We start from the raw sequence: 25,553 nt of genomic DNA on the forward strand, positions 1-25,553 counted from the left end.
GCGAGCCATGAGCGTCTCCTCCGAGATCGCCGAGCTGTGGTCGGCGGGCACCCCGATCCTCTACCTGGTCACGCCGGAGGAGGACCGCGCCGTGGCCGCCTGCCAGGCGGCGGCCGCCGCCTTCGACGCGCGCTGCGCGGTGTGGTCCTCGCACCGCGGGCTCGACCCGTTGGCGCCGGGCGCCAAGGAGCCGGCGGCGCTGCTCGACGCGCTCCTGCGCGCGCCGGCGCCGTTCCTGGCGGTGGCGCTCGACTTCCACCACGCGCTCGCCTCGCCGGCGGTCGCGCGCCAGCTCCGCGACGCGCTGCCCCGCATGGCCGCCGAGGGGCGGTGCCTGGCGGTGGTGGCCCCGCGCCTGGCGCTGCCGGACGGGCTCGGCACCGACGCCGCGGTGATCCGCGTGCCGCTGCCCGACGACGCCGAGCTGGGCGCGCTCCTGGAGGTGGTCCAGGCGGGCCTCGCGCACCCGGCCGCGCCGCCGCCGCTGCCGGCGGAGGTGCGCCACCGCGCGCTGGTGGCGGCCCGCGGGCTCTCGGAGGCGCAGGCGCGCCGCGCGTTCACCCGCGCGCTGCGCCGGGACGCGGCGCTGGGGCCGGAGGGCATCGGCGCGGTGGCGGCCGAGAAGAAGCGGCTGCTCGCGCGCGACCTCGGCCTCGAGCTGGTCGACGCGACGGAGCGCCCGGAGGACCTGGGCGGGCTCGGCGCGTTCAAGGGCTGGATGGACGAGCGCGCGCTCGCGTTCGACCCGGACGCCTCGCGCTTCGGGCTCCCGCCGCCGCGCGGCGTGCTGCTCGTCGGCGTGCAGGGCTGCGGGAAGTCGCTGGCGGCCAAGGCCGCGGCGGCGCGCCTGGGCGTGCCGGTGCTGCGGCTCGACCTCCCGCGGGTGCTGGGCGCGCAGTCCGGCGCCGAGGAGGGGCTGGCGCGCGCGCTGGAGGCGGCGGAGGCGCTCGCGCCGGTGGCGCTCTGGGTGGACGAGATCGAGAAGGGGTTCGCGGGCAGCGCGCCCGGCGACGGCGGCGAGCCGCGCGCGGCGCGCCTGCTGGGCGCGTTCTCCACCTGGCTGCAGGAGCGCAGGGGGCCGGTGTTCGTGGTGGCGACCGCCAACGACGTCTCGCGGCTGCCGCCGGAGCTGCTGCGCCGCGGGCGCTTCGACGAGCTGTTCTTCGTGGACCTCCCGGACGCGGAGGCGCGCCGCGAGATCCTGGCGCTGCACCTGCGCCGCCGCGGCCGCGAGCCGGGGGCGGTGGACGTCGCGGCCATCGCCGAGCTGTGCGCCGACTACTCCGGCGCGGAGCTGGAGCAGGTGGTGATCGGGGCGCTGCACCGCGCCTACGCGCTCGGGCGCGAGCTCGAGACCGCCGACCTCCGCCGCGTGGCGCAGGACCTCGTCCCGCTGTTCCGGACCTACGAGGAGCAGATCAAGGCGCTGCGCGAGTGGGCCCGCGGGCGGGCCCGCGTGGCCGGCCGGGCCGGCGCGGTGGTGGACCTGTTCCGGCGGGTGCAATGACCGGCGCGCGCCTGGAGATCCGCCCGGCCAGCCCGGAGCGCTGGGCCGACCTGGAGCGGCTGTTCGGCCCGAACGGCGCCTGCGCCGGCTGCTGGTGCATGTGGTGGCGGCTCCCGCGCGCCGCGTTCGACGCGGGCAAGGGGGAGGGCAACCGCCGCGCGCTGAGGGGGCGCGTCGCGGCGGGCGACGTCCCCGGGCTGCTCGCCTACGACGGCGAGACGCCGGTGGGCTGGGTGGCGCTCGCGCCCCGCGCCGACTACCCGCGCCTCGGCGCCTCGCGGATCCTGGCCCCGGTGGACGCGGAGCCAGTCTGGTCGATCACCTGCTTCTACGTGGCGCGCTCGCACCGCCGGCGCGGCGTGACCCGCGCGCTCGTGGACGCGGCCGAGCGCCACGCCCGCGAGGCGGGCGCGAGCATCCTCGAGGCCTACCCGGTGGACCCGCGCGGCGCGACCGCCTCGGCGTTCCTCTACACCGGCCTCGCCTCCACCTTCCGCGCGGCCGGCTTCGAGGAGGTGCTGCGGCGCAGCCCGACGCGGCCCATCGTCCGCAAGCTGCTCACCGCGCCGCGAGCGCCCGCAGCACGTGGTCGTGCACCAGGCCGTTCGACGCCACGCAGCTCCCCGACGCGACCGTCGGCCTCCCGTCGAGGTCGGTGAACCGGCCGCCGGCCTCCTCCACCAGGATCTTCAGCGGGGCGAGGTCCCACAGGTTCACCCCGGCCTCGACCCACGCCTCGGCCTCGCCCTTCAGCACCAGCGCGCAGCCGGCCAGGTCGCCGTAGCAGCGCGCCGCCTGCGCCGAGATCGCGAGCGCCGCCACCCGCTCCAGCATGGGCGGGCGGAACAGCACGTGCGGCTCGCCGAGCGACAGCGTGGCGTCCTCCCAGGCGGCCAGCCCGGAGACGCGCAGGCGCGCCGGGGCCGCGCCGCCGGCGCGCAGCCAGGTGCCGAGGCCCCGGGCCGCCCAGTACACCTCGCCCAGCGCGGGCAGGGCCATCGCGCCGGCCACGATCTCGCCGCGGTGCTCGCAGGCCACCAGCGGGCCCCAGAAGCCGCGCCCGCGGGTGAAGCCCTTCGTCCCGTCGAGCGGGTCCACGATCCAGCGGGTCTCGCCGGCGCCGGCGTGCTCGCCGGTCTCCTCGCCCAGGAAGCCGTGATCGGGGAACGCGGCCCGCACCACCGCCAGCACCGCCGCCTCCGACTCGCGGTCGGCCGCGGTGACCGGGCTGCGGTCCGGCTTGCGCTCCACGCGCACGCCGCGGCGGAAGTGGGCGAGGCTGGCCGCCGAGGCGGCCTCCGCCGCCGCGCGGGCGGTGTCCATCGCGCGCTGCAGGTCGAGCTCGGGCATGCGGGGAGCCTAGCGCGGCGGCGGGGACGCGCCGCCGGAAAAAGCGCGCGGCGGCCGCCCGGGAGGACGGCCGCCGCGGGTGCGACGGGCTATCGGAGGCCGGCTACTTCTTCGGGCGCATGTCGCCCGTCTCGAGGTAGCGCGTGTGGAACGAGAACGCCTCCTTGAGCATGTGCGGCGTGTGCTTCCCGAAGCTGCCGCTCTTCATCGAGCGGTTGTAGTAGTCCCAGAGGATCGGGCGCCAGTCGGGGTGCGCGCACTTCTCGATGACTTCCTTCGCCTTCTGCTTCGGGCTCTTCCCGCGCAGGTCGGCGAAGCCGTACTCGGTCACGATGCCGTTGACCTCGTGCTCCGTGTGGTCGATGTGCGACGCGAACGGGACGATGGCCGAGATCTTCCCGCCCTTCGCGACCGACGGGGACATGAAGATCGTGTACGCCGAGTTGCGGGCGAAGTCGCCCGACCCGCCGATGCCGTTCTCGATGCCCTTGCCCACGATGTGGGTCGAGTTCACGTGGCCGTAGATGTCGGCCTCGACGAACCCGTTCATCGCGATGCAGCCGAGGCGGCGGATGACCTCGGGGTGGTTCGACACGTCCTGCGGGCGCAGGATGATCTGCTTGCGGTAGCGGTCGATGTTCTTGTTGAACCGCTCCTGGCCCTCGGGCGAGACGGAGAACGCCGTCGCCGACGCGATCTTGAGCTTGCCGGAGTCGAGGAGGTCCAGCATGCCGTCCTGGATCACCTCGGTGTAGCTCATCATGTTCTCGAAGTGCCCCTCGTTCAGGCCGACGAGCACCGCGTTCGCGATGTTGCCGACGCCCGACTGCAGCGGGGTGAGGCTCTTCGGGAGCCGGCCGGCCTTCACCTCGCCGTCGAGGAAGTCGAGGATGTGCTGGGCGATCCGCTTGTGATCCGCCTCGGGGGCCTTGAAGGGCGCGTTGCGGTCGGGGTTGTTGGTGACCACCACCGCCGCGACCTTCGAGACGTCGATCTTGAGCGTGGGCGACCCGACGCGGTCATCGGCCCGGAGGACCGGGATCGGCGTCCGCTCGCCGTGGCGGCCGGTGACGTTGAGGATGTCGTGCATCCCCTCGAGCCGCTCGTCCTGCCACTCGTTGACCTCGAGGATGTACTTCTCCGCGACGTCGAAGTAGGCGGTGTTCGCGCCGCACGAGGACGAGAAGACGAGCGAGCCGTCCTCCTTGATCTTCGTGACCTCGACGATGGCGAAGTCGATCTTGTTGTCGGGGCGCCCGTAGTACCCGTAGCGCACCAGCGAGCCGGCGTGGCTCAGGTGCATGTCCTGGTACTCGATCACGCCCTCGTTGATCTTCTGCCGCATGACGGCGTCGCCGTTGTACGGGAAGCGGAAGCTGACCGACTCCGTCAGGCCCATGGCCTGGTCGAGCTCGGGGCCGGTCGAGGCGCCGGTGAGGGCGGTGACCTTGAAGGCCTTGCCCTTCATCCGCTCCTCGATCGCGCGCTTGGAGAGCGCGATGGGCACGGCCTTGGGATAGCCGGCGCCGGTGAAGCCCGACATGCCGAGGATGGCGCCGTTGGGGATGAGCCCGGCGGCTTCTTCGGCGGACATCACCTTCGCCTTGAGGCCCTTGTGGAGAATCCGATCCGACATGCGTTCAGCCTCCTAGGTTCCTGCTGCTGTCACGGAAAGCGCGGGTACGACCGAGAGTGCTGCGACACACCTGCTGTGGGTGGCGCAGAGTAACGCGAGCACGGGTCCGTGGGGAAGGGGCGGAACGCTTCTCACATCGCCAGATGCGGAGCGATTCCGTCCATGATGGCGCGGAGTTCCGCGGTCGACGACGGCCCGGCGAGCCTCAGCTTGCCCGCCTCCTCCGCGATGACGCGCTGCGAGATGAGCCACTCCAGCGCGTTCTCCAGCGTGGCCTTCGAGACGGCCTCGCGGACGGCGATCCGGCCGGACAGGAACTCGCCGCGGCCGCGCTCCATCGCCTCGCGGACGAGCGCGCGGCGGTCGAGCGGCGCCTGCCGCGGCGCGTCGGAGCCGAGGGCGGCGAGGGCGGCCGCCGCGGCGAGGTGGTACGCCTCGAGGTAGGCCCGGACCAGGTCGGCGAGGAAGGCGAGGGCGGTGGTCTCGGGGCCGGGCAGCACCCGGCCCGCGGCGCAGTCCACCGCCCGCACCCGCACCAGGAACGCGAGGTTCGACTCGAAGATCTCGTCGAAGCTCGCGCCGCTCCGGTACATGAACTCGAGCTTGAACAGCCGCGAGAGCCACAGCGCCCGCTCGCGGACCTCGGCGGCCGCCGAGCCGCCCGGCCCGCCGGCGCGCGCCGCGGCGGCCACCAGCGCGGGCGCGACGTAGCGGTGGATCACCGCGTTGCGGTGGTAGTCGAGCAGCGGCCGCTTCTCGTCCACCACCTGGTAGATGGTGTCGCCCGCCGCCACCTCCACCCGCACCAGCCCGTCCTGCGCCAGCCGCCGCACCGCGTCGGCGATGGGGCCGGCCTGGCGCGGATCCGAGGGCGCGCCGGCGAGGTCGCGCGCGAAGCGGGCGCCGCCCTCGGCAGCCACGTAGCGGAGCAGCTCGACCCGCCGCGCCACCTCCTCGGACCCGAGGCCGCGCCGCACGTGCGAGAGCAGCGCCGCGGACACGAGCCCGACCGGCGTGATGGTGACGGCGCGGCTGATCCCGTACGCGATGCGGTTGGCGAGCCCCTGCACCAGCTGCCGCTTCGCCTCCGCGGCCTCGCCCGCCCCGGCGGCGGCGGCGGGCGCGGCGCGCCGCTCCGCCTCGCCGCCCCAGGCCTCGTCCACCGCCAGCGAGGCGGCGCGCGCGCCCAGCCGCTCCGCCGCCAGCTGGCGGAGCGAGATGGGCGTCTCGAACTGCACGTAGAGCCGCTCGTAGCGGCGCAGGAGCACGCGCGCCGCGCCGAGCAGGCCGCGCAGGCTCTCCTTGCGCTTCTCGCCGCCGGCCAGCTCCTTCGCGTAGCTGGAGGCCTCGATGAGCCGCTCGTAGTCGATCGCCACCGGCACGAACAGCACGTCGTCGGCGGCGCCGTCGAGCCAGGCGTCCACCTCCATCGACACCAGGCCGGTCTTCGGGAACAGGAGCTTGCCGGTGCGGCTGCGCCCGCCCTCCACGTAGAACTCCTGCGGGAAGCGATCGCGCAGCAGGTGCTTCACGTAAGCGCGCAGCACCGCGGTGTAGACGCGGTCGCCCTTCACCTTGCGCCGGATGAAGAACGCGCCGCCGCGGCGGGCGATCCCGCCGAACGGCCAGAACGCGAGGTTGATGCCGGCCGCGATGTGCGGGGGCGTCATCCCGTTCTCGTAGAGCAGCCACGAGAGCACGAGGTAGTCCACGTGGCTCTTGTGGCTGGGGCAGAGCACGATGGGCGCGTCGGCGGCGGCGCGGCGCAGCCGGGCCAACCCCTCGTCGTCCACCTCGACGCTGGTGTAGAGCCGGCGGAAGAACCACGACAGCAGCGTCCGCATCACGCCCACGAACACCGGGTCGTAGTTGCTCGCGATCTCGCGCAGGTCCTTCTCGGCCTCGGCCACCACCGCCGGCGCGGGGCGGCCGCTCCCGGCCGCGACCGCCTCGATGGCCGCGCGCAGCGAGCGGTCGCGCAGGACCTTCTCGCGCACGCGGGAGGGCGCCTTGAGCGGCGGGCCGACCGCGGTGCGGAACTCGCGGGCGAGGTGCTGGTGGAGCGCGCCGCGCACGCGCAGCGCCACCGAGGCGTCGGGCTCGGCGGCGCGCTGGGCCAGGTACTCCTTGAGGTCGAGCGCGCGCCCCACGTCGAACACCGCGCGCCGGAACGCGCGGAGGAACGCGATCGCGTTCGCGAGGGCGCTCGGCGACTCGGGCGAGCCGTAGAGCACGTCCCAGATCGACCCCTGCAGGCGCTGCGGCCGGCGGCTCCACACCAGCAGCACCGGCACGAGGAACACCGGCTGGAAGAGATCGCGCTGCTGCCGCACCAGCGCCGCGAGCGGGTCCCTCTCGGCGGCCGGCCGCCCGAGGAAGACGAGGCTGGACTCGCCGGCGGCCACCGCGTCCTCGAAGGCGCGGCGGGTCCGCCGGACCCGCGCCAGCCAGCCGGCGACGCCGTGGAAGCCCTGCGCGGCGCGGAGCGGCGGCAGGCCGGCGCGGCGCAGGAACCAGCGCAGGTAGAGGAAGCCGAGCAGGCCGGGCGAGCGCATCACGAACACCAGGCTGCCGCGCGCGGCGAGCGCGCGGAGCGTGGCGATCGCGTCGCGGGGGATCTTGACCGGCGCGAACCACCGGCCGAGCAGGCCGCCGCCCTCGCCGAGGCCGGCATCCGCGGGCGCGGACGGCGGCGGCGTCGAGCCGTCCGGCTGGGGATCCGAGGCCTTCGTCACGGCGCGCGAGTGTATTACAGCGGTGGCGGCTCGCGGGCGGATTCCGCCCGGATATCCCGTGCCTGCAGGCCGGGCCGCGGGTCGGCGATCACCCGCGCTTCTTCACCCGGCCCTCGCGGTCCAGGTAGAACGGCTCGACCAGCAGCGCCTCCACGCTGGGGCGGTGGCCCTTCACGTCCGCCCCGAGCCGCGCCAGGGTCTCCAGCACCTCGCCCCGCACCCGCGCGTTGTCGCGGTCGCGCAGCAGCAGCTGGATGAGCGCGTCGCGCGCCGGCTCGCTGGGCGCGCGCCCCGAGAGCACGCGGGCCGCGCCGATGCGCACGTCGTCGGAGAAGTCCTCTAGCAGCGGGAGCAGGGCGGCCTCGAGGCCCGCGTCGGCCTCCGGCCCGGCGTGCTCGGCGAGCCAGGTGAGCAGGACCAGCTTCTTCTCCGGGTCGCGCGTGTAGGAGCGGGAGAGGCGCGCCAGCTCCTTCACCACGATGTCGATGACCTTCTCCGGCGGCGCGATCTGCGCGAGCACCCGCAGGCCCCACGCGATCCCGGACTCCTGCTCGCGCAGGAACGCCTCCACCGGCCCGAGCGCCTCCTGGCCGGCGGCGACCAGGATCCCGCGCGCGGTCTCCTTCTCCTCGTCGTCGGTGATGCCCGGCTCGGCGCGGACGGTGAAGCGCAGGCAGAGCGTGCCCAGCGCGCCCGGCGTGGCCAGCTCGCCGAGCTGCTCGATCACCTTCTGGCGGTTCTCCGGCGGGCCGTAGCGCTCGGTGAGCTTCTTCGCGAGCTTGCGGAGCTGGTTCTGCTCCCGCTCCTCCTTCGACCCGAACAGATCGAACAGTCCCATCCGACCTCCGAAACCCCCGCTCGACCCGCGTCCGGCCCCCGCGGGAGCGGACGGAGGCACGAGGTTCTACAACGAGATGCCCGCCCGCGGATCGTCCTTGTACAGCTCGGCCAGCGGCTTCACGGCCTTGTGCAGCGCCGGGCCGTCCGGCGGCAGCCGCACCTGGACCACCGCGTAGAGGTCGCCGCGCGCCCCGCCCCGCAGGTCCGGCATCCCCTTGCCGCGGAGCCGGAGCTGCATCCCGCTCTGGGCGCCCGGCGGCACGCGCAGCCGCACCGGGCCCTCGAACGTGGGCAGCTCCACCTCGGCCCCGAGCGCGGCCTCGGGGATGGTGACGGGGAGGTCGAGGTAGAGGTCGCGCCCCTCCCGCCGCAGGTGCGGGTGCGGCCGCAGCCGGACCTGCAGGTACAGGTCGCCGGCGGGGCCGCCGTGGACCCCGCGCCCGCCCTGGCCGCCCAGGCGGATGCGCGAGCCGTCGGTGACGCCGGCCGGGATCTTCACGCGCAGCGTGCGGCCCTCCACGCGCAGGTCGCGCTCGGCGCCGAGCACCGCGTCGCGCAGGTCGATGGCGATCTCCGCCTCCGCGTGCGCGCCCTGCGCCGGGATCGGGCCCCGCCGCACCCGCCCGCCGCGCGCGCCGCCGAACAGGTCGCCGAAGATCGACCCGAAGTCGAACGCGCCGTAGTCGCCCACGTTCACGGTGGAGAAGTCGCCGAAGTCGAAGGGCATGCCGCCGTTCGGCGCGCCGTGCCGCTTCCACTGACGGTACTGCTCGGCCTTCTTCTCGTCGAACCCGGAGCGCAGCGAGTCCGGCCCGAACTCGTCGTACAGCCTCCGGCGCTTCTCGTCGGAGAGCACCTCGAACGCCGCCGTGACCTCCTTGAAGCGCTCCTCCGCCGCCTTGTTCCCCGGGTTCACGTCGGGGTGGTACTTCCTGGCGAGCTTGCGGTAGGCGCGCTTGATCTCGTCCTGGGTCGCGGTGCGTGGAACTCCGATGATCTCGTAGAGGTCGCGCTCTGGCACGCGGGGAAACGTAACGCTCCCGGGCGGGAGGTCAAATCGCGGCGCCCCCGGGCGGCGCGCGCGGACGGGCTCCCCACGGCGCCCGCGCTGACTACAATGGGGCCCATGCTCCTCTCCCTGCTCCTCGCCGCGGCCGCGGCGGCCCCGGCCCCGCCGGCGGGCGCGCGCGTCGTCGAGCAGGTGGTGGCGGTGCTGCGCAACCCGGCCGGCGCGGCGCCGCGCCCCATCACGCTCACCCGGCTCGAGGCCGAGGCCCGCGTCGCGCTCGTCTCCCGCGGCGGCGCCGAGGCCGCGTTCCGGCCGCTGGACGCGGAGGTGCTGCGCGCCACCCTCGACTGGCTGCTCGACGAGATGCTGGTGGCGGACGAGTCGGCCCGGCTGCGCCTCGACGCGGTGGACCGCGAGGCGCTCGAGCCGGCGCTGCGGCGGTTCCGCGGGCGCTTCGCGGACGACGACGCCTACCGCCGGTTCCTCGCCCGGTTCGAGCTGGGCGAGGAGGACGTGGCCGCGTCGCTGGCCCGGACCCTGGAGGTGGAGCGCTACCTCGGCACGCGCGTGGGCCGGGGAGTGCGCGTCGGCGACGACGAGGTGGACGCGGCGCTGCGGGCGCGCGGCGCGGCGGCGCCGTCGCGGGAGGCCGTCCGCGCCGGGCTCGCCGAGGAGCGCGCCCGCGCGCAGGCGCAGGCGCTGATCCGCGAGCTGCGCGCCCGCGCCGAGATCCGCGTGCTCGATCCGGCGCTGCGCCGCGAGCCGGCGAGGGGGAGCTGACGTGCGCAGGCCGGCCGATCCCGCGCCCGAGCTCCGGTTCCGCCCGATGCGGACGGCGGACCTCGATCGCGTGGTGGACATCGAGAAGGACGGGTTCCGCAACCCGTGGTCGCGCCAGCTGCTCGAGCGCGAGCTCGGGCACGCGTGGTCGAGCACGCTGCTGGCGGTGGAGGACGGCCCGGGCGGCGAGGTGGTGCTCGGCTTCATCGTCTTCTGGCTGGTGCACGACGAGCTGCACGTCCTCAACATCGCGACCGCGCTCGAGGCGCGGCGGCGCGGGGTGGGGCGCGCCCTCATGCTGGAGGGGCACCGGATCGGCCGCGGCCGCGGCGCGGTGCTCGCCACGCTGGAGGTGCGCCGCTCCAACCTGCCCGCCATCGAGCTGTACCGCTCGCTCGGCTACCGGCAGGTCGGGATCCGCCCCGGCTACTACGCCGAGGAGGGCGAGGACGCGGTCGTGATGACCGCGGAGCTGGGGTAGGCGGCCGGCCGCGGCGGGCGGAGGCGGGCTGACAGGCGGCCCCCCGCTGGTGTAAGCAGGCCGCCCCATGCTCTGGCCAGCCCTGCGGTCCGTCCTGTTCCAGCTCGACCCGGAGCGCGTGCACCACCTCGCGCACTGGGCGCTGCGCCGCGTCCCGACCGCCCTGGCCCGCGCGCGCCGGCCTGCGCCCATCCCCGCGCTCGCCGTCCGCTGCATGGGGCTCGACTTCGACGGGCCGATGGGCCTGGCGGCGGGCTTCGACAAGGGCGACGTGGCGCTGCCGGGGCTCTTCGCCCTGGGCTTCTCGCACGTGGAGATCGGGACCATCACGCCGCGGCCGCAGCCGGGCAACGACCGCCCGCGCCTGTTCCGCCTGCCGGAGCACCGCGCGCTCCTCAACCGGATGGGCTTCAACAACGAGGGGATGGAGGCCTGCGCGCGCCGGCTCGCGGCGCTCCCCCCGGGCGCGCGGCTCGGGCCGGTCGGGATCAACGTCGGGAAGAACAAGGCCACGCCCAACGAGGACGCCGCCTCCGACTACCTCGCCTGCATCGAGTGGCTCCACCCGTACGCCGACTACCTGGTGGTCAACATCTCCTCCCCCAACACGCCGGGCCTGCGGCAGCTCCAGGAGCGCGACGCGCTGGACCGCCTGCTGCGCGCCTGCGTGCGCCACCTGGCGGAGCGGGCGCCGGGCAAGCCGCTGCTCGTGAAGCTCGCGCCCGACCTCTCCCCCGAGGCGCTCGACGAGGCGGTGGACGTCGCCATCGCGGCGGGCGCGGCCGGGATCGTCGCGACCAACACCACGCTCTCGCGGGCCGGCGTCGAGCGCCACCCGCGCGCCCCCGAGGCGGGCGGGCTCTCCGGCGCGCCGCTCGAGCGCCTCGCCACCGAGGTGGTGCGGCGCTGCTACGCGCGCGCCGCCGGGCGGGTCCCGATCGTCGGGGTGGGCGGGGTGATGGACGCGGAGGGCGCGTACGCGAAGATCCGGGCCGGCGCCACGCTGGTCCAGGCCTACACCGGGCTCATCTACGGGGGCCCCGGGTTCGTGGGCCGGGTGAACGCCGGCCTGGCCCGGCTGCTCGAGCGCGACGGCTTCAGCACCCTTTCGGACGCCGTCGGTGCGGACCACCGACAGGGCGGCGGGAAGGCGGCGGGGTAGGCAGGCGTTGAGACGTACGGCCGTCCCCAGCAGGTCGTTTACGTTCCCTCGTTCGGGAACGACCATGTAGGGACCTGAAGGTTGACGCAGTGCGGTGGGGTCTTGAGACGCCTGACGCAACGCGTTACGGTCGGGGCAGATGGGGTGGCAGGAACGCCACGCCGGCCGAAACCCGGAGGTTCCACATGGCCGAGATGCAGAGGATCGAGAAGCTGAAGGTTCCGGAATTCTTGAGAGAGCCCCTCGAGGCGGCGCAGGTCCGCTTCGGCCAGATCGAGGAGGAGGCCCAGCGGGTGCTGAAGGACCTCATGGTCAGGGGACGTGCGGGGAGGAAGGACATCGAACACATCATGCAGCGGCTGTCCCGGCAGGACTGGAACCTCCCCGAGATGAAGCACCGGCTGGGGAAGCTCCGGGAGCAGGGGGTGGAGCGGGCAGCCGAGTGGCGGGGGAAGGCCGAGACGTTCCGCACGGAGGCGCTGGAGCGGGTGACGGAGCTCCAGACGCGCGCGGTCGCGTTCCTCGGCGTCGCCACGCGGGATCAGGTGGAGGAGCTGAGCCGAGAGCTGGAGCGCCTCGCGAAGCGCCTCGATCGTGCGGAGAAGGGTCGCCGCAACGCGAAGAAGGCCAGGGCGGAGGGCTAGCGATGCCGGACATCCAGAGCATGTTCAAGGACGCCTGGTCCAGCGCGCGCGCCGGGGTGACCGCCGCCGAGGCCGAGGCCGAGAAGGTGCTCGGCCGGATCGGCGTCTCGACCGAGGGCGTGCGGCGGCAGGCCCGCGAGCTGGGCGAGCGGATCGACCGCGAGCGGCGCGGGCTCGAGCGCGGCCTCGACGACGTGGTGCGCCGGGCGGCGAACCGCTTCCGCATCCCGACCCGCGACGACCTGGAGACGCTGCAGCGTCGCCTCGACGCCGTCGCCGAGCGCGTGGAGGCGCTGTCCCGGCGCGAGCCGGCGACGCCGCCCGCGCCGCGGCAGGAGCAGGGGGAATAGTGCGGATGCCGCGGCTCAGCGGGCTCCTCGGGGCCGCCCTGGCCATCACCGCGTGGGTGGTGGTCGCGGCGTTCCCGCGGACGCTCTCGCACGAGCCGCGGTCGCACCGCTCCGGCGAGCCGGACTGCGGCGCGACCGGGTGCGAGCCCGAGGCCGATCCGCTGGTCGAGGCCATCGACGCGCAGATCGCCGCGCGGATGCCCGGCCTCCCCGAGGCCGACCGCACCCGGCTGGCGAGCACCATCGTGCTCGAGGCCGAGGCGGCGCGGATCGACCCGCTGCTGGTGCTCGCGCTCATCGAGGTCGAGTCGTCCTTCGACGCCCGCGCGCTGTCCGGGGCGGGCGCGAAGGGGCTCATGCAGCTGCGCGAGTCCACCCTGCGCCGGGAGCTGGAGCGGGTGGGCCTGCCCGCGGGCGACCCGCACGATCCGGTGCTGAACGTGCGGGCGGGCGTGCGCTACCTGCGCCGGCTCCTCGACGCCTTCGGGCGCGAGGAGGTGGCGCTGATGGCCTACAACGCCGGCCCGAACCGGATCCTCGGCTACCTGCGCGAGGGCGCGATCCCGCAGCGCTTCCACGTGTACCCGCGCCGCGTGAAGGCGGAGCTGCGCCGGATCCGCCGCGACATCGGCGACGAGCGCCCCGCCGCGGCGGTGGCGGCCGCCGCCGCGCCGGCCCCGGTGGCCGAGTAGGGCCGATCTCGGTTACACCCTGTCCCCGTCCGCCCGGCGCCGCCGGGCGCCAGGCTCCCATGCGCGTCACCGAGATCTTCTTCAGCATCCAGGGCGAGGGCTCCCGCGCCGGCCGCCCGTGCGTGTTCGTCCGCTTCACGGGCTGCGACCTGCGCTGCGGCTACTGCGACACCGCCTACGCGTTCCACGGCGGGGTGGACATGGACCGCGCCGCCATCCTGGCGGAGGTGGCCCGGCACCCGGCGCGCTTCGTCTGCCTCACCGGCGGCGAGCCGATGCTCCAGCGCGAGCTGCCCGACCTCGCCCGCGACCTCGTCGCGCGCGGCTACGAGGTGGCGGTCGAGACGCACGGGCAGCGGCCGCTGGACGCGCTCCCGGCCGAGGCGATCCGGGTGGTGGACGTGAAGACCCCCGGCTCGGGCGAGGTCACCACCGACTTCGCCTACCTCGATCGCCTCCAGCCGCACGACGAGGTGAAGTTCGTGGTCTGCTCGGAGGAGGACTTCCGCTGGTCGCGCGAGGTGGTGCGCCGCCACGCGCTGGAGGGGAGGGTGCAGGTGCTCTTCTCGCCGGCGTGGGGGCAGGTGGCGCCGCGCGACCTGGTGCGCTGGATGCTGGAGAGCGGCCTCGACGCGCGCCTCTCGCTGCAGGTGCACAAGGTGATTTGGGGCCCGGACGTGCACGGCGTGTAGCGCCGCCCGCGGCCGCGCGGCGCGCTGGAATACGGACGCCCGCTCGCGCGTCCAACGGGCGATCGCGCAGTGCCCACCCTCACGCCGCCGCGCGCACGCCCGCTTCCTTGACGCGGCGGGCCGGGCGGGGCTAGCTAGGCGAACGGATGCGCCCACCCGCTCTCGCGCTCGCCGCCGCGCTCGCCGGCGCCGCCGGCCCCGCCTTCGCGGGCCCCGCCATCACCCTGAACGGCGTCCCCATCGACGGCGCGACCGGCCAGCGCTTCGAGGGCGCGACGGTCGTCATCGACGATCGCGGCGACGTGCACATCGAGGCGCGCGGCTACGCGGCGCGCCCGGCCGGCGACCCCGCCCCGCGCAGCGCGCCCGTCGCGGCGGTGGGCGCCGCGGCCGCGGTCGCCGCCGCGAGCGCGCCGGCCCGGCTCTCCCACCGCTACTTCCTGGTCACCGAGCACGCCCAGCCCGGCGCCCGGTACGACCTGGCGGTCTTCGTGAACGCCCAGTGGATCCGCGAGGTGAAGGCGGGCGAGCCGCAGGTGGTGATGGAGCTCACCCGCTGGCTGAACCCCGGCCCGAACCGGCTCGTGCTCGCGGCCACCCGGCGCGCCGGCGGCCCGCCCGCGCCGTCCCCCGCCGCCCTGGCGCTGAAGGCGGTCGTGGGCGAGGGGACCGTCGGCGGCGGCCGGGTGGTCATCGACAACCCGCTGGTGGAGCTGACGCGCACCGCCGGCGAGACCGAGGACCGGACCGAGGAGTTCGTGGTGGAGGCGCGCTAGCGCCGAGGGGGGCGACGTGTTCGTGCCGGACCCGAGCATCACCCACCTTCCCGCCACGCGCGAGCAGGTGGTCGCCGTCATCGAGAGCATCAACCAGCCGCAGGTCTCCGTCCCCGGCAAGGCGCCGCAGGCGGTGGTGGGCCACCTCTGCGGCGTCCGCAACACGAACGGCACGCTGTCCATCTACGTCGGCCTCCACCTGGTGCGCACCGGCGAGAACGTCGTGTACGTGCACGACCGCCGGCAGCTCACGGTGGAGGAGTACCGCCAGGTCGAGATCGAGGGCCTGCAGTTCCTCGAGTCGATGGGCTTCATGCTCGACAACCTGAACTTCCGCAACCTCACCCCCGACATGCAGGAGCAGGCGCTGCGGCGGACGCCGCTGTTCGCGCCGCCCCGCCCGGCGGCGCCCGCCGCCACCGCGCCCGGCGGCGCCGCCGCGCCCGCCGATCCCGCGCGCCTCGCCCGGCTGCTCGCCTCGTTCTGATCATGCGCCCCACTTCGCTCGCCCTCGCCGCCGTCCTGTCCGCCTCGCTCGCCTGCGCCCACGCCCCCAGCGCCAAGGAGCGCCGCGGCGCCGAGATCCACCACGACCTGGGCGTGGAGGCGCTCCGCGCCGGGCGCGCCCAGGAGGCCCTGCGCGAGTTCGACCAGGCGCTCGCGGCGGTGGAGGAGTTCCCGGAGGCGCACCTCGGGCGCGGGCTGGTGCTCGAGCTCGGGTTCGGCCGCCTCGAGGAGGCGGAGAAGGCGTACCGGCGCGCCCTGGCCCTGCGCCCCGGCTACTCCGAGGCGCACAACAACCTGGGGCAGCTCCTCGCCAAGACCGGCCGGCTGCAGGCCGCGGTGGCCGAGTTCGACCTCGCGCTCGCCGACATGATGTACCGGGAGCCGTACGTGGCCCGCTGCAACAAGGGCCAGGCGCTCTGGCGCATGGGGCGCAAGGACGAGGGGCTCGCCGAGCTCCGGACCTGCCTGTCCATGGCGCCGCGCTACTGCGACGGCCGCCGCGAGCTGGGGCGGATCCGCCTCTCGGAGGGGCAGGTCAAGGAGGCCATCGAGGAGCTCGACGCCTACGCCCGCAACTGCGACCAGCGGCCCGACGCGCACCTGCAGCTCGGGCTGGCGCGGATGAAGGCCGGCGACGTCGCCGGCGCGCGCGCCGCGTTCGAGCGGTGCCAGGCCATCGGCGACGGGACCAACGAGGGCGAGGAGTGCCGCCGGAGCCTGGGCCGCCTCCAGTGACGCCGGGGACGCCATGACCGACGAGCACGACACGCCCGCGCCGGACGCGCCCGCCGCCGGGGCGCCCGAGCCCGAGGCGGCGCCGGCCGAGGAGGGCCTGCCCGCGTTCGGCCGGTGGCTGGCGCGCGAGCGCGAGCTGCGCGGGCTGACGCGCGACGAGGTCACCCGCGCCATCAAGCTCGCGCCCGGCGTGGTCGAGGCGCTCGAGTCCGGCGAGGAGGCGCGCATCCCGCCGCGCGCGTACGTGGTCGGGTACCTCCGCGGCTACGCGGCCGCGGTCGGGCTCGATCCGGACGAGGTGGTGCTGCGGTTCGAGGAGGCGGCGGGGCCCGTCGAGGCGCGCGCCCGGCGCGCGCGGCGCGGCGCCGACCCGCGCGTGCTCGCCGGCGCGGCCCTGGCGCTGGCGGTGGCCGCGGCCGCCGCCTGGGCCATGCTCGGCCGTTGAGGCGCGCGCGCCGCGTCGCCGGTAGGATGGCCTCGCATGGACCGCGTGAAGCTCACCGGCGTGGTGCTCCGCGCCGTGGACTACGGCGAGTCGGATCGCGTGGTGACGCTGCTCACCGCGGAGCGGGGCAAGGTCTCCGCGTTCGCGCGCGGGGCGCGGGCCTCGCGGCGGCGCTTCGGCGGCGCGCTGGAGCCGTTCACGCTGCTCTCGGCGGAGGTCCGCGAGCGCTCCGGCTCGGACCTCCTCGGCCTGGACTCGGTCTCGGTGGTGCGCGGCTTCGGCGCGCTGCGCGGCGACCTCGGGCGGATCGCCTGCGCCGGCTACGCGGCCGAGCTGGCGCGCGAGCTGGTGCGCGACCACCAGCCCCACGACGACCTCTTCGCGCTGCTGGTCGCGTACCTCGACGCGCTGGACGCGGGGCCGCCGCGGCCGGCGGCGCTGCGCGCCTTCGAGCTGGGCGCGCTGCGCGCCGCCGGGCTCATGCCGCGCCTCGACGCCTGCGCGCGCTGCGGGGCGCCCGTCGGCGACGGCCCGGTGCGCTTCGACGCGGGGGAGGGGGGCGTGCTGTGCCCGGCCTGCGCGCCGGGCGTCCCGTGCACGTTCCCGCTCGCGGCCGGCACGCTCGCCGCGCTCCTGCGGCTCCAGGACGGCGGCCTCGCCGCCGCCGCGTCCGAGCCGCTGGCCGCGCCCGCGGGGCGCGAGGCGCGCGAGGCGCTCACCGCGTTCCTGGAGCACCACCTCGGCCGGCGGCTGGCCGCCCGCCGCTTCCTCGACGAGATCGGGCCGCTGCTGGGCGGGTGACGCCCGCCGCGCCGGCCCCGCCACCGCAGCCGCTCCACCGCGCGACGCACGGAGGCAGGACGCCATGAGGGACCTCGACGTGCTGTGCCTGGGCGAGACGCTGGTGGACCTGCTGCCGGATCGCCGCGGATCGCTGGAGGACTGCGCGCGCTTCGAGCCGTGCCCCGGCGGCGCGCCGGCCAACGTCGCCACCGGGCTCGCGCGCCTCGGCGTGCGCACCGGGTTCCGCGGCGTGGTCGGCGACGACCCGTTCGGCCGGATGCTGACGCGGCGGCTCGCCGCCGAGGGCATCGAGGTCTCGCTCCGGCTCGCGCGCGAGCGGCCCACCGGGATGTGGTTCGTGGCGCTCGACGCGGCGGGGGAGCGGACGTTCTTCTCGCCCAACGCGCGCTTCTCCGCCGACAAGCTCATCGCGCCCGCCGACGCCGACCCCGCCGCGATCGGCCGCGCCCGCGTGCTGCACGTCGGGACCTCGGCGCACGTGCTGCCGGAGGGCCGGGCGGCGCTGCGGGCCGCGGTGGAGGCGGCGCGGCGCCTCGGCGTGGAGGTGTCCTTCGACCCGAACGTCCGCGCGCACCTGTGGGACGACCTGGCGCCGCTGCGGGCGCTCTGCCAGGACGTGCTGCCGCGCTGCGCGGTGGCGAAGCTGTCGGAGGAGGAGATCGAGCTCTGCACCGGCGAGCGCGATCCCGGGCGCGCCGCGGCGCGGCTCGCCGGCATGGGCGTGGGAGTCGCCTGCGTGACGCTGGGCGCGCGCGGCGCGCTGGTCCGGCGCGGGGCCGAGGAGGCGCGGGTCGAGGCGGAGCCGGTGGAGGTGGTGGACACCACCGGCGCCGGCGACGCGTTCGTGGCCGGGCTGCTCGCGGCGCTCTCGCGCGGCGCGGCCCCGCTCGCCGACCGGTCCTTCGCCGAGGTGGTCGCGGCGGTGCGCTTCGCGAACCGGGTGGCGGGGCGCGTCTGCACGCGCGTCGGCGCGGTCGCCGGGCTGCCGCGCGCCGGCGAGATTTCCGTTTGACACCCGCACCTTACGGCCCTACGGTGCCCGTTCCCCGGCCCGTTCGCCGCGGCGCGGCCGCCCCGCCGGATGACCCGCGGGGACGCGCCGGCTCGAACGCGAGGAGAGGACGCGCGTGTACTTCCAGGACCTGATCTTGAAGCTCCAGAGCTACTGGGCGAGCCGCAACTGCATCCTCGCGCAGGGTTACGACCAGGAGGTCGGGGCCGGCACCATGAACCCCTCCACGTTCCTGCGCGTGCTCGGCCCGGAGCCCTGGAACGTCGCGTACGTCGAGCCCTCGCGCCGGCCGGCGGACGGCCGCTACGGCGAGAACCCGAACCGCCTCTACCAGCACCACCAGTTCCAGGTGATCCTGAAGCCCAACCCGCCGGACGTGCAGGAGCTCTACCTCGGCTCGCTGCGCGCCATCGGGATCGATCCGCGCGAGCACGACATCCGCTTCGTCGAGGACGACTGGGAGAGCCCGACGCTGGGCGCCTGGGGCCTGGGCTGGGAGGTGTGGTGCGACGGGATGGAGATCACCCAGTACACCTACTTCCAGCAGGCGGGCGGCTTCGAGGTGAAGCCGGTCGCGGCCGAGCTCACCTACGGCCTCGAGCGCATCGCCATGTACCTGCAGGACGTCGAGAACGTGTTCGACGTGGAGTGGGTGAAGGGCGTGAAGTACCGCGAGGTCTTCCACCGGAACGAGGTGGAGATGAGCACCTACTCGTTCCAGGCGTCGGACCCGAAGATGCTGTTCGGGCTCTTCGACACCTACGAGGCGGAGTGCAAGCGGCTCATCGGGCTGAAGCTGCCGCTGCCCGCCTACGACTACTGCCTGAAGTGCTCGCACGCCTTCAACAACCTCGACGCGCGCGGCGCCATCAGCGTCACCGAGCGCGCGGCCTACATCGGCCGCGTGCGCGCGCTGGCGCACGAGTGCGCCAAGGGCTACCTCGACTCGCGCGAGGCGCTCGGGTTCCCGCTGCTCCCGCCGGCCGATCGCAAGCAGGCGGTGGAGGCGGCGCGGGCGGCCCGCGAGGCGCGCGAGTCCAGGTGACGACCCCTCACCCCCGGGCCTCCCTCGCCGCGCGCGGCGGGGGAGCGGGGACGGAACGAGATCATGGCTGACCTTCTGTTCGAGATCGGTGCGGAGGAGATCCCGGCGGGCTTCGTGCCGGGCGCGCTCAGGCAGCTCGAGGACGACCTGGCGAAGGCGCTCGCCGAGGCCCGGCTGGCGCACGGCGAGGTGAAGGCCGTCGGCACGCCGCGCCGCCTGGCGGTCTGGGCGCGGGACGTGGCGCCGAAGCAGACCGACGCGCGCACCGAGGCGTTCGGGCCGCCGGTGGCCCAGGCCTACGACGCCGAGGGCAAGCCCACCCCGGCCGCGACCGGGTTCGCGCGCAGCCAGGGCGTGGACGTCGCGGCGCTGGTCCGCGCGCAGACGCCCAAGGGCGAGCGCGTGGCGGTCACCAAGGTCGAGAAGGGGCGCAAGGCGGAGCAGGTGCTGCCGGCGCTGCTGGAGCGGCTGGTGGCGGGCCTGCGCTTCCGCAAGGCGATGCGCTCGCGCTTCGACGAGGTGACGTTCGCGCGCCCGGTGCGCTGGATGGCGGCGCTCCTCGGCGGCCGCCCGCTCAAGGTGCGCCACGGCGAGGTCACCTCGGGCAAGGTCACCTACGGCCACCGGTTCCTGGCGCCGAACGCGATCGCGCTGAAGGGCACGCCGGACGACTACCTGGCGAAGCTGCGCCGGGCGCACGTCCTCGCCGACCCGGAGGAGCGCCGCGCCGCGCTGCTCGCCGAGCTGGCCCGCGCCGGGAAGGAGGCCGGCGGGAAGGTCCGCGAGGATCCCGCGCTGGTCGAGCAGGTGCTCTACCTGGTCGAGGAGCCGAGCGCGGTGGTCGGCGAGTTCGAGAAGTCGAACCTCGAGCTGCCGCCGGAGGTGGTGATCTCCGAGATGCGCAACCACCAGCGCTACTTCGCGGTGGTGGACGGCAAGGGGCGGCTCAAGAACCGGTTCGTGGCCGTCTCGGCCACGCGCGTGAAGGATCCGGCGGTGGCGCGGCACGGCTACGAGCGCGTGCTCCGCGCGCGCCTCGCCGACGCGCGGTTCTTCTTCGAGGAGGACCGCAAGCGCAAGCTGCACGAGCGCATCGAGGACCTCGGCCGCCGCACGTTCCAGGCGAAGCTGGGGAGCGAGCTGGACCGCGCCCAGCGCATCGGCGCGGTGGCGAGCGCGCTGGCCCGCGCGCTCGGGAAGGACGCGCTGGTGGCCGACCTGCTCGAGGCCTCGCGGCTCGCCAAGGTGGACCTCAACACCGGCATGGTGGGCGAGTTCCCCGAGCTGCAGGGCACCATGGGCGCGCACTACGCGCGGCTCGAGGGGCTGAAGCCGGAGATCGCCGACGCCATCGAGGACCACTACAAGCCCATCGGCGCGGCGGAGGAGATGCCGCGCAGCGACCTGGGCGCGCTGGTGGCCGTGGCCGACCGCCTCCACTCGCTCGTCGGCATCATCGGCGTGGGCGAGAAGGCGACCGGCGCCGCCGACCCGTTCGGCCTGCGCCGCGCCGCCATCGGCATCCTGCGCATCGTCATCGCCCGCGGGTACCACCTGTCGCTCGCCGCCGCGGTGGAGCAGACGCTGGACGCGCTCTCCGGGGTGAAGCTCGCCGCCGGCCGCGCGCTGGTGGCCGAGCAGGTGCTGGACTTCCTGCGCGGGCGCGTGCGCGCCGCCTGGACCGAGCGGTTCGACGCGGACCTGGTGGAGGCGGTGCTCGCGGCCGGCTCCGACGACGTGGTGGACGCGCGCCGCCGCCTGGAGGCGCTCGCCGAGGCGAAGGCGCGGCCCGCCTTCGCCTCGCTCGCCGTCGCGTTCAAGCGGGTCGCGAACATCCAGGAGAAGGCGGGCGGCGCCGGCGCCGCCGCGGTGGAGCCGGCGCTGCTGCGCGACCAGGCGGAGCAGGACCTGCTGGCGGCGCTCGAGGAGGTGGAGCAGGAGGTGGGCGCGCGCCGCGCGGCCCGCGACTACCCGGCGGTGCTCCGCACGGTGGCGACGCTGGAGCCGGCGGTGGCGCGCTTCTTCGACGACGTGCTGGTGATGGCCGACGATCCCGCGCTCCGCGCGAACCGGCTCGGCCTGATGCGGCGGGTGGGGGCGCTGTTCTCCGACCTGGCCGACTTCCGCAAGATCCAGGCCGAGGCGCCGGCCCAGGCCAGGGCCGGGTAGGTGGAGCGCTTGACCCTCTCTCGGACGCCGGATTACGGTTCGCACCCCGTGCACCACGTCGCTCGACGCAGCGCCCCGCTCCTCCTGATCTGTCTCGCGGCCGCGTGCGGAAGCTCCGGAACCGCGCCGCTCTCGCCCCTCGATCGCTTCCACTACCCGGTGGGCGTGGCGGTCCGCGGCTCCGCGGGCCAGGAGCAGCTCCTGGTCGTCTCCTCCAACTACGACCTCGCCTACGACCGCGACGAGGGCGGGGTGCTGTTCTCGGTGGGGCCCGAGGCCAGCCCGCAGGACGGGCTCGCCATCGAGGGCGCGATGCGCATGGGCAGCTTCGGCGGCGAGCTGGCCGTGGCCGAGGCGGCCGCGCCGGCGGGGCTCGACACCTCGCCGGACGCCTGCGACCTGCCGCAGTCGGTGGCGCTGGTCGCGTCGCGCGCCACGCGGCAGGTCTACAAGGTGGCGCTCGGCGCCGACGGGTCGCTCACCTGCGGCCCGGACTGCCCGCAGCTGCTGCCCGAGGACTTCCTGGATCCGTTCGGCGTGACCGTGGCCTGCCGCAACGCGCGGCGCCCGCGCGCCTTCGTGACCGCGCGCCGCACCAACCGCGCCGTCTCCCGCCTGGTGGAGATCGACCTCTCCACCGGCGCGCAGCGGACCGCCGACTTCGGCTACGGGACGACGCACTCGGTCGCCTACGACGCGGCGCTCGACCGCATCTACTTCACCAGCAGCGCCGACTACGGCAGCGCCGCGCTGCGCTACGTGGACGTGACGCCCTGGTGCGACCCGCCGCTGTACCTGGCGGAGTGCCACGCGGACGTGGTCAATGTGGGCGAGTTCGTGCGCGGCGCCGACCTCGGCGGGATCGCGCTCTCCAACGCGAACGTGGACGCGGACGGCAAGCCGATGCCGCGCCGCCTCTACATCGGGGCCCGGCTGTTCGACGCGGACCTGGCGGCCAGCCTGGGCTGGCGCCCCGGCTTCGACACCGGCGGCGTGCTCATCGTGCGAGGTGGACGAGGCGCAGTTCGGCGTGCCGGCCTTCCGCTTCATCGGCGCGATCCCGGTCGGCTTCGGGCCGGCCGAGGTGCGCGTGCTCCCGCGGCGGCCCGGGAAGCGCGACGTGGTCGCGATCACGGTGTCGGACGAGGGCCTGCTCTGGATCTACGACGACGACGTCGGCGCCATGGCGCGCGTGTTCGGGCGCGACGAGATCACCGGCGCGCCGCTGCTCGGCCGCGTGCCCTACGGCATCGCCGTCCAGGATCGCGGCACCAGCGCGCGGCTCTACGTCACCGCGTTCGACTCCAGCTTCGTCACCCCGGTGGACGTGCCGCTCGACAACCCGGGCGAGGCGGCCATCGTCGAGGTGGCCGACCCCGCCGATCCGACGCGCCAGGTGCCGCGGCGCCTGGGCCAGGAGCGCCAGTGACCGCACGCAACGCCCTCCTCCTGCTGGCGCTCGCCGCGAGCGCCGGCTGCGGCAGCTCCGCGGCGAAGCCCGATCTCGGGCTGGTGAGCCCGGGCGGCGTGGCCGTGTTCCGCGGCCTCACCACCAAGAACGCGCTCGACCCCGCGCACCCGTACGTCGCGGTGGCGAACTCCGGCCGCGACGAGATCATCTTCATCGACACGCTCGACGACGAGCCGGTGCTCGCGCCGGTGGTGGTCCGGCCGCTCGCGGCGCCGACGCTCCCCGGCGAGCCGCACCCGACCATGCTCGCGTCGGTCGGCCTGCACGACGGCCAGAACGCCGACGGCACCGGCCTGCCCGACCTGCTGGTGGTGGTGTCCCCGGGCTCGTCGCGGCTGCAGCTCGTGGCGACCTGGGACCTGGCCACGCACGTGGTGCAGCCGCCCGAGCCGGACCCGCTCGACCTGGGCGCGCTCGCGCCCGGCGCGCAGGTGCTGGCCGTGATCGCCGTCCCGGTGCTCGAGCCCGGCGCGACCGCGGGCACCTGGCAGGTGGCGCGCGGCAAGGCGCGCGTGGTGGCGAGCCTCGCGGGCGGCCGGCTCGCGGTGGTGGACTTCGCGCGGCAGGCGGACGGGAGCATCGCGCCGAGCGCGGTGCCGGTGCTGCAGGACCTCGGCTTCGAGGCCCTCTCCCTGGCCGAGTCGCCCGACCACGATCGCCTCTACGCGGCCACCGTGGAGGAGGTGATCCCGGGGTCCGGCGTGTACGGCGTCGGCGAGCTCGACACCACCGGCGCGGTTGGCGCCTGGACGCTCCGCGCGCTCGACGCGCGCGTCGGCACCACGCTCGTCGCGGCCGCCAAGGTGACCGAGCGCTTCGTGGGCGTGCAGGACGGCGACACGTTCTGCGTGCGCCAGCCCGGCGAGCCCTTCTGCAAGGCGCCGAACCAGGATCTCCGCGTGTACGCGTTCCTCGACCCGGCCGCCTGCGGCCGGAGCGCGCGGATGCCGTGCGGGCTCGCGGTGATCGACCCGGCCAGCGGCGGCCTCCTGGCCGATCCCACCGGCGAGATGCCGTACCTCCCGCCCATGGCCGTCCCGAGCATCCCGGTGGCCATCGCGATCGCCGGGCCGACCGCGCTGCCGCCCACCAACGAGCCCAGCGACGCGCAGCTCTCCGTCGCGGGCGGCTACATGCTGCTCGCGCCGGGCTCGGGCCAGGTGAAGACCACCGGCGTCGCCGTGCTCGCCTCCGGCGACGGGCGCGTCTACATGGTGGACCTGGCGCGGTGGCACATCCCGCTCAACGCCTCGATCCTGCGCACCAGCACCCGCGCCAGCGTCACCGGCGGCACGGTGTTCTCGCCGTCGCTGGTCGTGCCGGATCCCGAGAACCCGGGCCAGTACCTCGTGAAGCCCTCGCGGCTGCGGCTGGGGCTCTGGGATCTCGTCCAGTGGCCGAAGGTGACGCGCCCGACCGCGGCGCTCGCCTCCAACGCCACCAACATGCCGAGCACGGTGCGCATCACGCCGGGCTACACCGCCACCGACACCTGGACCGTCATGTACCAGGGCCCGCTCCCCGGGCTCTCCGCGCGGGCCGGCCAGACCGGCGCGACCGCCGACGGCCGCCTGTGGCTCGCGGTCCAGACGCCGCTCCCGCGCTCCGACGGCTCCACCCAGCTGGTGGACGTGGCGCGGCTGTTCGACCCCTCGCTGGCGGTGCACGTCGGCGACATCGCGCAGCTGGCGCCCGCCAGCACCGTGACCGCCTGCCTCACCACCGACCCGGACACGGAGGGGCTCAGCACCACCTCGTACGAGACGCGCATCACCGCGATCCTGCCGCCCTCGGCCGCGTACCCCGGCGGCGCGGTGGCGCTCGACGAGGCGCAGCTCATCGACCTGCGGAACCCGGTCGCCTCGGAGCGGCTGCCCGCGACGCCCGAGTGCATCGCCGCGCTGAAGCAGGTCGCCCCGGCGGGCAACATGCTCGTCACCCTCCGCGCGGCGGGCCTCGTCGCGGGCGGCGCCTCGATGGGCTACGTGGGGCGGCCGCAGCTCGAGGCCGATCCCACCGCCGCGGAGCCGTTCGCGCTCACCTACTCGGCGCTGGCGCCGCCCCCGCTCGGCGAGGACGGGATCAGCTGCCCGATCCTGCCCTGGCCGGCCGAGGCGTACGGCCCGAACGCGCCGGCGGCGTTCACCGCCTGCGTGGACGAGGCGTGCCGCTCCGGGTGCGAGCGGCTCGTGCTCGCGCGCAAGGCGCGGCGCCTCTACTACCTCTCCGACCGGTGCCTCGACACCGTGGACGGGCCCAAGGCGAGCGCGACGAAGGGCTGCTGGGTGGACTGGGCGGCCATCGCGGACGCGCTCCCGGACGCGAGCGGTCCCATCGTGTCCTTCCACCTCGGCTGCGCCCAGACGCAGGTGGACGGGAAGGGGGATCCGATCATCGACCCGCGCACCAAGACGGTGGTCGAGGACGTCTGCACCGCCGAGCTCGAGCGCGACATGTCGCTCACGTTCATCACGCAGAGCGGGATCACCTACGCGTACCGCGGCCCGACCTCCGGCTCCAACGCGGCCGCGAGCTTCCCGGTGGCCGCGGCGCCGTTCGACCGCAGCCCGTACCCCGGCAAGCAGGCGGACGGCTACCGGTTCTTCGTGACCTACTCGGAGAACTTCCTCATCGACCTCTCGCCCGGGACCGCCTACAGCACGTCCAAGGTGATCCGCTGATCCCCGCCCGGGGCGACCGCGTTTGACGGC

General features: G+C 75.3%; 25 protein-coding genes. 19 read left to right on the forward strand and 6 right to left on the reverse strand.

The window, feature by feature from the left end; genetic code table 11:
- Positions 1 to 7 precede the first annotated feature (7 nt).
- Both ACOQFB_RS08285 and ACOQFB_RS08290 read left to right on the forward strand, forming a co-directional pair.
- Entirely contained in the window at positions 8 to 1,507 is a 1,500-nt protein-coding gene (locus tag ACOQFB_RS08285; protein ID WP_059436998.1) for a Ycf46 family AAA ATPase, read from the forward strand.
- Complete coding sequence (locus tag ACOQFB_RS08290; protein ID WP_059436999.1) at positions 1,504 to 2,166, forward strand: GNAT family N-acetyltransferase; 663 nt, start codon at positions 1,504 to 1,506, stop codon at positions 2,164 to 2,166. The genes ACOQFB_RS08285 and ACOQFB_RS08290 overlap by 4 nt, the downstream gene beginning before the upstream one ends.
- Here ACOQFB_RS08290 and ACOQFB_RS08295 read toward each other — a convergent pair.
- The 5 genes from ACOQFB_RS08295 to ACOQFB_RS08315 form a co-directional block, all read right to left on the reverse strand.
- On the reverse strand, positions 2,066 to 2,857 hold the full coding sequence (locus tag ACOQFB_RS08295) for an inositol monophosphatase family protein (RefSeq protein WP_059437000.1): 792 nt from the start codon (positions 2,855 to 2,857) through the stop codon (positions 2,066 to 2,068). The genes ACOQFB_RS08290 and ACOQFB_RS08295 overlap by 101 nt on opposite strands.
- A gap of 103 nt (positions 2,858 to 2,960) precedes the next feature.
- Positions 2,961 to 4,493 carry a succinyl-CoA:acetate CoA-transferase ScpC gene (scpC, locus tag ACOQFB_RS08300; protein ID WP_421610213.1) on the reverse strand — a complete coding sequence of 511 codons (1,533 nt, stop codon included), beginning with the start codon at positions 4,491 to 4,493 and terminating at the stop codon, positions 2,961 to 2,963.
- A 131-nt stretch (positions 4,494 to 4,624) separates the two neighbouring features.
- A complete protein-coding gene (locus ACOQFB_RS08305) occupies positions 4,625 to 7,228 on the reverse strand; it encodes a 1-acyl-sn-glycerol-3-phosphate acyltransferase (RefSeq protein WP_421610212.1) in 2,604 nt (867 codons plus the stop codon).
- 88 nt (positions 7,229 to 7,316) lie between these two features.
- Positions 7,317 to 8,066 (reverse strand): HEAT repeat domain-containing protein, encoded by a 750-nt coding sequence (locus tag ACOQFB_RS08310; protein WP_059437003.1) that lies wholly within the window; start codon positions 8,064 to 8,066, stop codon positions 7,317 to 7,319.
- A gap of 66 nt (positions 8,067 to 8,132) precedes the next feature.
- On the reverse strand, positions 8,133 to 9,089 hold the full coding sequence (locus tag ACOQFB_RS08315) for a DnaJ C-terminal domain-containing protein (RefSeq protein WP_059437004.1): 957 nt from the start codon (positions 9,087 to 9,089) through the stop codon (positions 8,133 to 8,135).
- A 105-nt stretch (positions 9,090 to 9,194) separates the two neighbouring features.
- On the opposite strand from ACOQFB_RS08315, the gene ACOQFB_RS08320 reads away from it, so the two are divergent.
- The 15 genes from ACOQFB_RS08320 (at position 9,195) to glyS (ending at position 21,371) form a co-directional block, all read left to right on the forward strand.
- Positions 9,195 to 9,857 (forward strand): hypothetical protein, encoded by a 663-nt coding sequence (locus tag ACOQFB_RS08320; protein ID WP_421610211.1) that lies wholly within the window; start codon positions 9,195 to 9,197, stop codon positions 9,855 to 9,857.
- A 1-nt stretch (position 9,858) separates the two neighbouring features.
- Positions 9,859 to 10,338 (forward strand): ribosomal protein S18-alanine N-acetyltransferase, encoded by a 480-nt coding sequence (gene rimI, locus ACOQFB_RS08325; protein ID WP_059437006.1) that lies wholly within the window; start codon positions 9,859 to 9,861, stop codon positions 10,336 to 10,338.
- A 67-nt stretch (positions 10,339 to 10,405) separates the two neighbouring features.
- Positions 10,406 to 11,500, forward strand: a complete 1,095-nt coding sequence (locus ACOQFB_RS08330; RefSeq protein WP_059437007.1) for a quinone-dependent dihydroorotate dehydrogenase — start codon at positions 10,406 to 10,408, stop codon at positions 11,498 to 11,500.
- Positions 11,501 to 11,685: 185 nt separating this feature from the next.
- Positions 11,686 to 12,144 (forward strand): hypothetical protein, encoded by a 459-nt coding sequence (locus tag ACOQFB_RS08335; protein WP_059437008.1) that lies wholly within the window; start codon positions 11,686 to 11,688, stop codon positions 12,142 to 12,144.
- Positions 12,145 to 12,146: 2 nt separating this feature from the next.
- Positions 12,147 to 12,494 (forward strand): phasin family protein, encoded by a 348-nt coding sequence (locus ACOQFB_RS08340; RefSeq protein WP_059437009.1) that lies wholly within the window; start codon positions 12,147 to 12,149, stop codon positions 12,492 to 12,494.
- A gap of 5 nt (positions 12,495 to 12,499) precedes the next feature.
- On the forward strand, positions 12,500 to 13,186 hold the full coding sequence (locus ACOQFB_RS08345) for a lytic transglycosylase domain-containing protein (protein ID WP_059437013.1): 687 nt from the start codon (positions 12,500 to 12,502) through the stop codon (positions 13,184 to 13,186).
- A 59-nt stretch (positions 13,187 to 13,245) separates the two neighbouring features.
- Positions 13,246 to 13,878 carry a radical SAM protein gene (locus ACOQFB_RS08350; protein ID WP_059437010.1) on the forward strand — a complete coding sequence of 211 codons (633 nt, stop codon included), beginning with the start codon at positions 13,246 to 13,248 and terminating at the stop codon, positions 13,876 to 13,878.
- 146 nt (positions 13,879 to 14,024) lie between these two features.
- Entirely contained in the window at positions 14,025 to 14,654 is a 630-nt protein-coding gene (locus ACOQFB_RS08355; protein WP_421610210.1) for a hypothetical protein, read from the forward strand.
- A 16-nt stretch (positions 14,655 to 14,670) separates the two neighbouring features.
- Positions 14,671 to 15,141, forward strand: coding sequence for a hypothetical protein (locus ACOQFB_RS08360; RefSeq protein WP_421610209.1), 471 nt, complete (start codon positions 14,671 to 14,673; stop codon positions 15,139 to 15,141).
- 2 nt (positions 15,142 to 15,143) lie between these two features.
- A complete protein-coding gene (locus tag ACOQFB_RS08365) occupies positions 15,144 to 15,896 on the forward strand; it encodes a tetratricopeptide repeat protein (RefSeq protein ID WP_421610208.1) in 753 nt (250 codons plus the stop codon).
- Positions 15,897 to 15,909: 13 nt separating this feature from the next.
- On the forward strand, positions 15,910 to 16,341 hold the full coding sequence (locus ACOQFB_RS08370) for a helix-turn-helix domain-containing protein (protein ID WP_421610207.1): 432 nt from the start codon (positions 15,910 to 15,912) through the stop codon (positions 16,339 to 16,341).
- 36 nt (positions 16,342 to 16,377) lie between these two features.
- Positions 16,378 to 17,142, forward strand: a complete 765-nt coding sequence (recO, locus tag ACOQFB_RS08375; RefSeq protein ID WP_421610206.1) for a DNA repair protein RecO — start codon at positions 16,378 to 16,380, stop codon at positions 17,140 to 17,142.
- Between the two features lie 64 nt (positions 17,143 to 17,206).
- Entirely contained in the window at positions 17,207 to 18,157 is a 951-nt protein-coding gene (locus tag ACOQFB_RS08380) for a carbohydrate kinase family protein (RefSeq protein ID WP_421610205.1), read from the forward strand.
- 115 nt (positions 18,158 to 18,272) lie between these two features.
- Positions 18,273 to 19,202 carry a glycine--tRNA ligase subunit alpha gene (locus ACOQFB_RS08385; protein WP_059438555.1) on the forward strand — a complete coding sequence of 310 codons (930 nt, stop codon included), beginning with the start codon at positions 18,273 to 18,275 and terminating at the stop codon, positions 19,200 to 19,202.
- A 63-nt stretch (positions 19,203 to 19,265) separates the two neighbouring features.
- Positions 19,266 to 21,371 (forward strand): glycine--tRNA ligase subunit beta, encoded by a 2,106-nt coding sequence (gene glyS / locus ACOQFB_RS08390; protein WP_421610204.1) that lies wholly within the window; start codon positions 19,266 to 19,268, stop codon positions 21,369 to 21,371.
- Positions 21,372 to 21,601: 230 nt separating this feature from the next.
- Here the strand turns inward: glyS and ACOQFB_RS08395 are convergent, their stop codons facing one another.
- Positions 21,602 to 21,808: a hypothetical protein gene (locus tag ACOQFB_RS08395; protein ID WP_494492529.1), complete on the reverse strand. Its 207-nt coding sequence runs from the start codon at positions 21,806 to 21,808 to the stop codon at positions 21,602 to 21,604.
- Between the two features lie 572 nt (positions 21,809 to 22,380).
- Here ACOQFB_RS08395 and ACOQFB_RS08400 point away from each other — a divergent pair.
- Both ACOQFB_RS08400 and ACOQFB_RS08405 read left to right on the forward strand, forming a co-directional pair.
- Complete coding sequence (locus ACOQFB_RS08400) at positions 22,381 to 22,800, forward strand: hypothetical protein (protein WP_494492530.1); 420 nt, start codon at positions 22,381 to 22,383, stop codon at positions 22,798 to 22,800.
- Positions 22,797 to 25,523 (forward strand): hypothetical protein, encoded by a 2,727-nt coding sequence (locus ACOQFB_RS08405; protein WP_421610203.1) that lies wholly within the window; start codon positions 22,797 to 22,799, stop codon positions 25,521 to 25,523. The genes ACOQFB_RS08400 and ACOQFB_RS08405 overlap by 4 nt, the downstream gene beginning before the upstream one ends.
- Positions 25,524 to 25,553 lie beyond the last annotated feature (30 nt).

The organism is Anaeromyxobacter sp. Red801 (assembly GCF_049201065.2).
Lineage (GTDB): Bacteria > Myxococcota > Myxococcia > Myxococcales > Anaeromyxobacteraceae > Anaeromyxobacter.

Bases quoted from the DNA above. Each gene is read 5' to 3' on its own strand.
- ACOQFB_RS08285 (WP_059436998.1), top strand. From the start codon at position 8: ATGAGCGTCTCCTCCGAGATCGCCGAGCTGTGGTCGGCGGGCACCCCG.
- ACOQFB_RS08290 (WP_059436999.1), top strand. From the start codon at position 1,504: ATGACCGGCGCGCGCCTGGAGATCCGCCCGGCCAGCCCGGAGCGCTGG.
- ACOQFB_RS08295 (WP_059437000.1), bottom strand. From the start codon at position 2,857: ATGCCCGAGCTCGACCTGCAGCGCGCGATGGACACCGCCCGCGCGGCG.
- scpC (WP_421610213.1), bottom strand. From the start codon at position 4,493: ATGTCGGATCGGATTCTCCACAAGGGCCTCAAGGCGAAGGTGATGTCC.
- ACOQFB_RS08310 (WP_059437003.1), bottom strand. From the start codon at position 8,066: ATGGGACTGTTCGATCTGTTCGGGTCGAAGGAGGAGCGGGAGCAGAAC.
- ACOQFB_RS08320 (WP_421610211.1), top strand. From the start codon at position 9,195: ATGCTCCTCTCCCTGCTCCTCGCCGCGGCCGCGGCGGCCCCGGCCCCG.
- ACOQFB_RS08330 (WP_059437007.1), top strand. From the start codon at position 10,406: ATGCTCTGGCCAGCCCTGCGGTCCGTCCTGTTCCAGCTCGACCCGGAG.
- ACOQFB_RS08335 (WP_059437008.1), top strand. From the start codon at position 11,686: ATGGCCGAGATGCAGAGGATCGAGAAGCTGAAGGTTCCGGAATTCTTG.
- ACOQFB_RS08340 (WP_059437009.1), top strand. From the start codon at position 12,147: ATGCCGGACATCCAGAGCATGTTCAAGGACGCCTGGTCCAGCGCGCGC.
- ACOQFB_RS08345 (WP_059437013.1), top strand. From the start codon at position 12,500: ATGCCGCGGCTCAGCGGGCTCCTCGGGGCCGCCCTGGCCATCACCGCG.
- ACOQFB_RS08350 (WP_059437010.1), top strand. From the start codon at position 13,246: ATGCGCGTCACCGAGATCTTCTTCAGCATCCAGGGCGAGGGCTCCCGC.
- ACOQFB_RS08355 (WP_421610210.1), top strand. From the start codon at position 14,025: ATGCGCCCACCCGCTCTCGCGCTCGCCGCCGCGCTCGCCGGCGCCGCC.
- ACOQFB_RS08365 (WP_421610208.1), top strand. From the start codon at position 15,144: ATGCGCCCCACTTCGCTCGCCCTCGCCGCCGTCCTGTCCGCCTCGCTC.
- ACOQFB_RS08370 (WP_421610207.1), top strand. From the start codon at position 15,910: ATGACCGACGAGCACGACACGCCCGCGCCGGACGCGCCCGCCGCCGGG.
- recO (WP_421610206.1), top strand. From the start codon at position 16,378: ATGGACCGCGTGAAGCTCACCGGCGTGGTGCTCCGCGCCGTGGACTAC.
- ACOQFB_RS08380 (WP_421610205.1), top strand. From the start codon at position 17,207: ATGAGGGACCTCGACGTGCTGTGCCTGGGCGAGACGCTGGTGGACCTG.
- glyS (WP_421610204.1), top strand. From the start codon at position 19,266: ATGGCTGACCTTCTGTTCGAGATCGGTGCGGAGGAGATCCCGGCGGGC.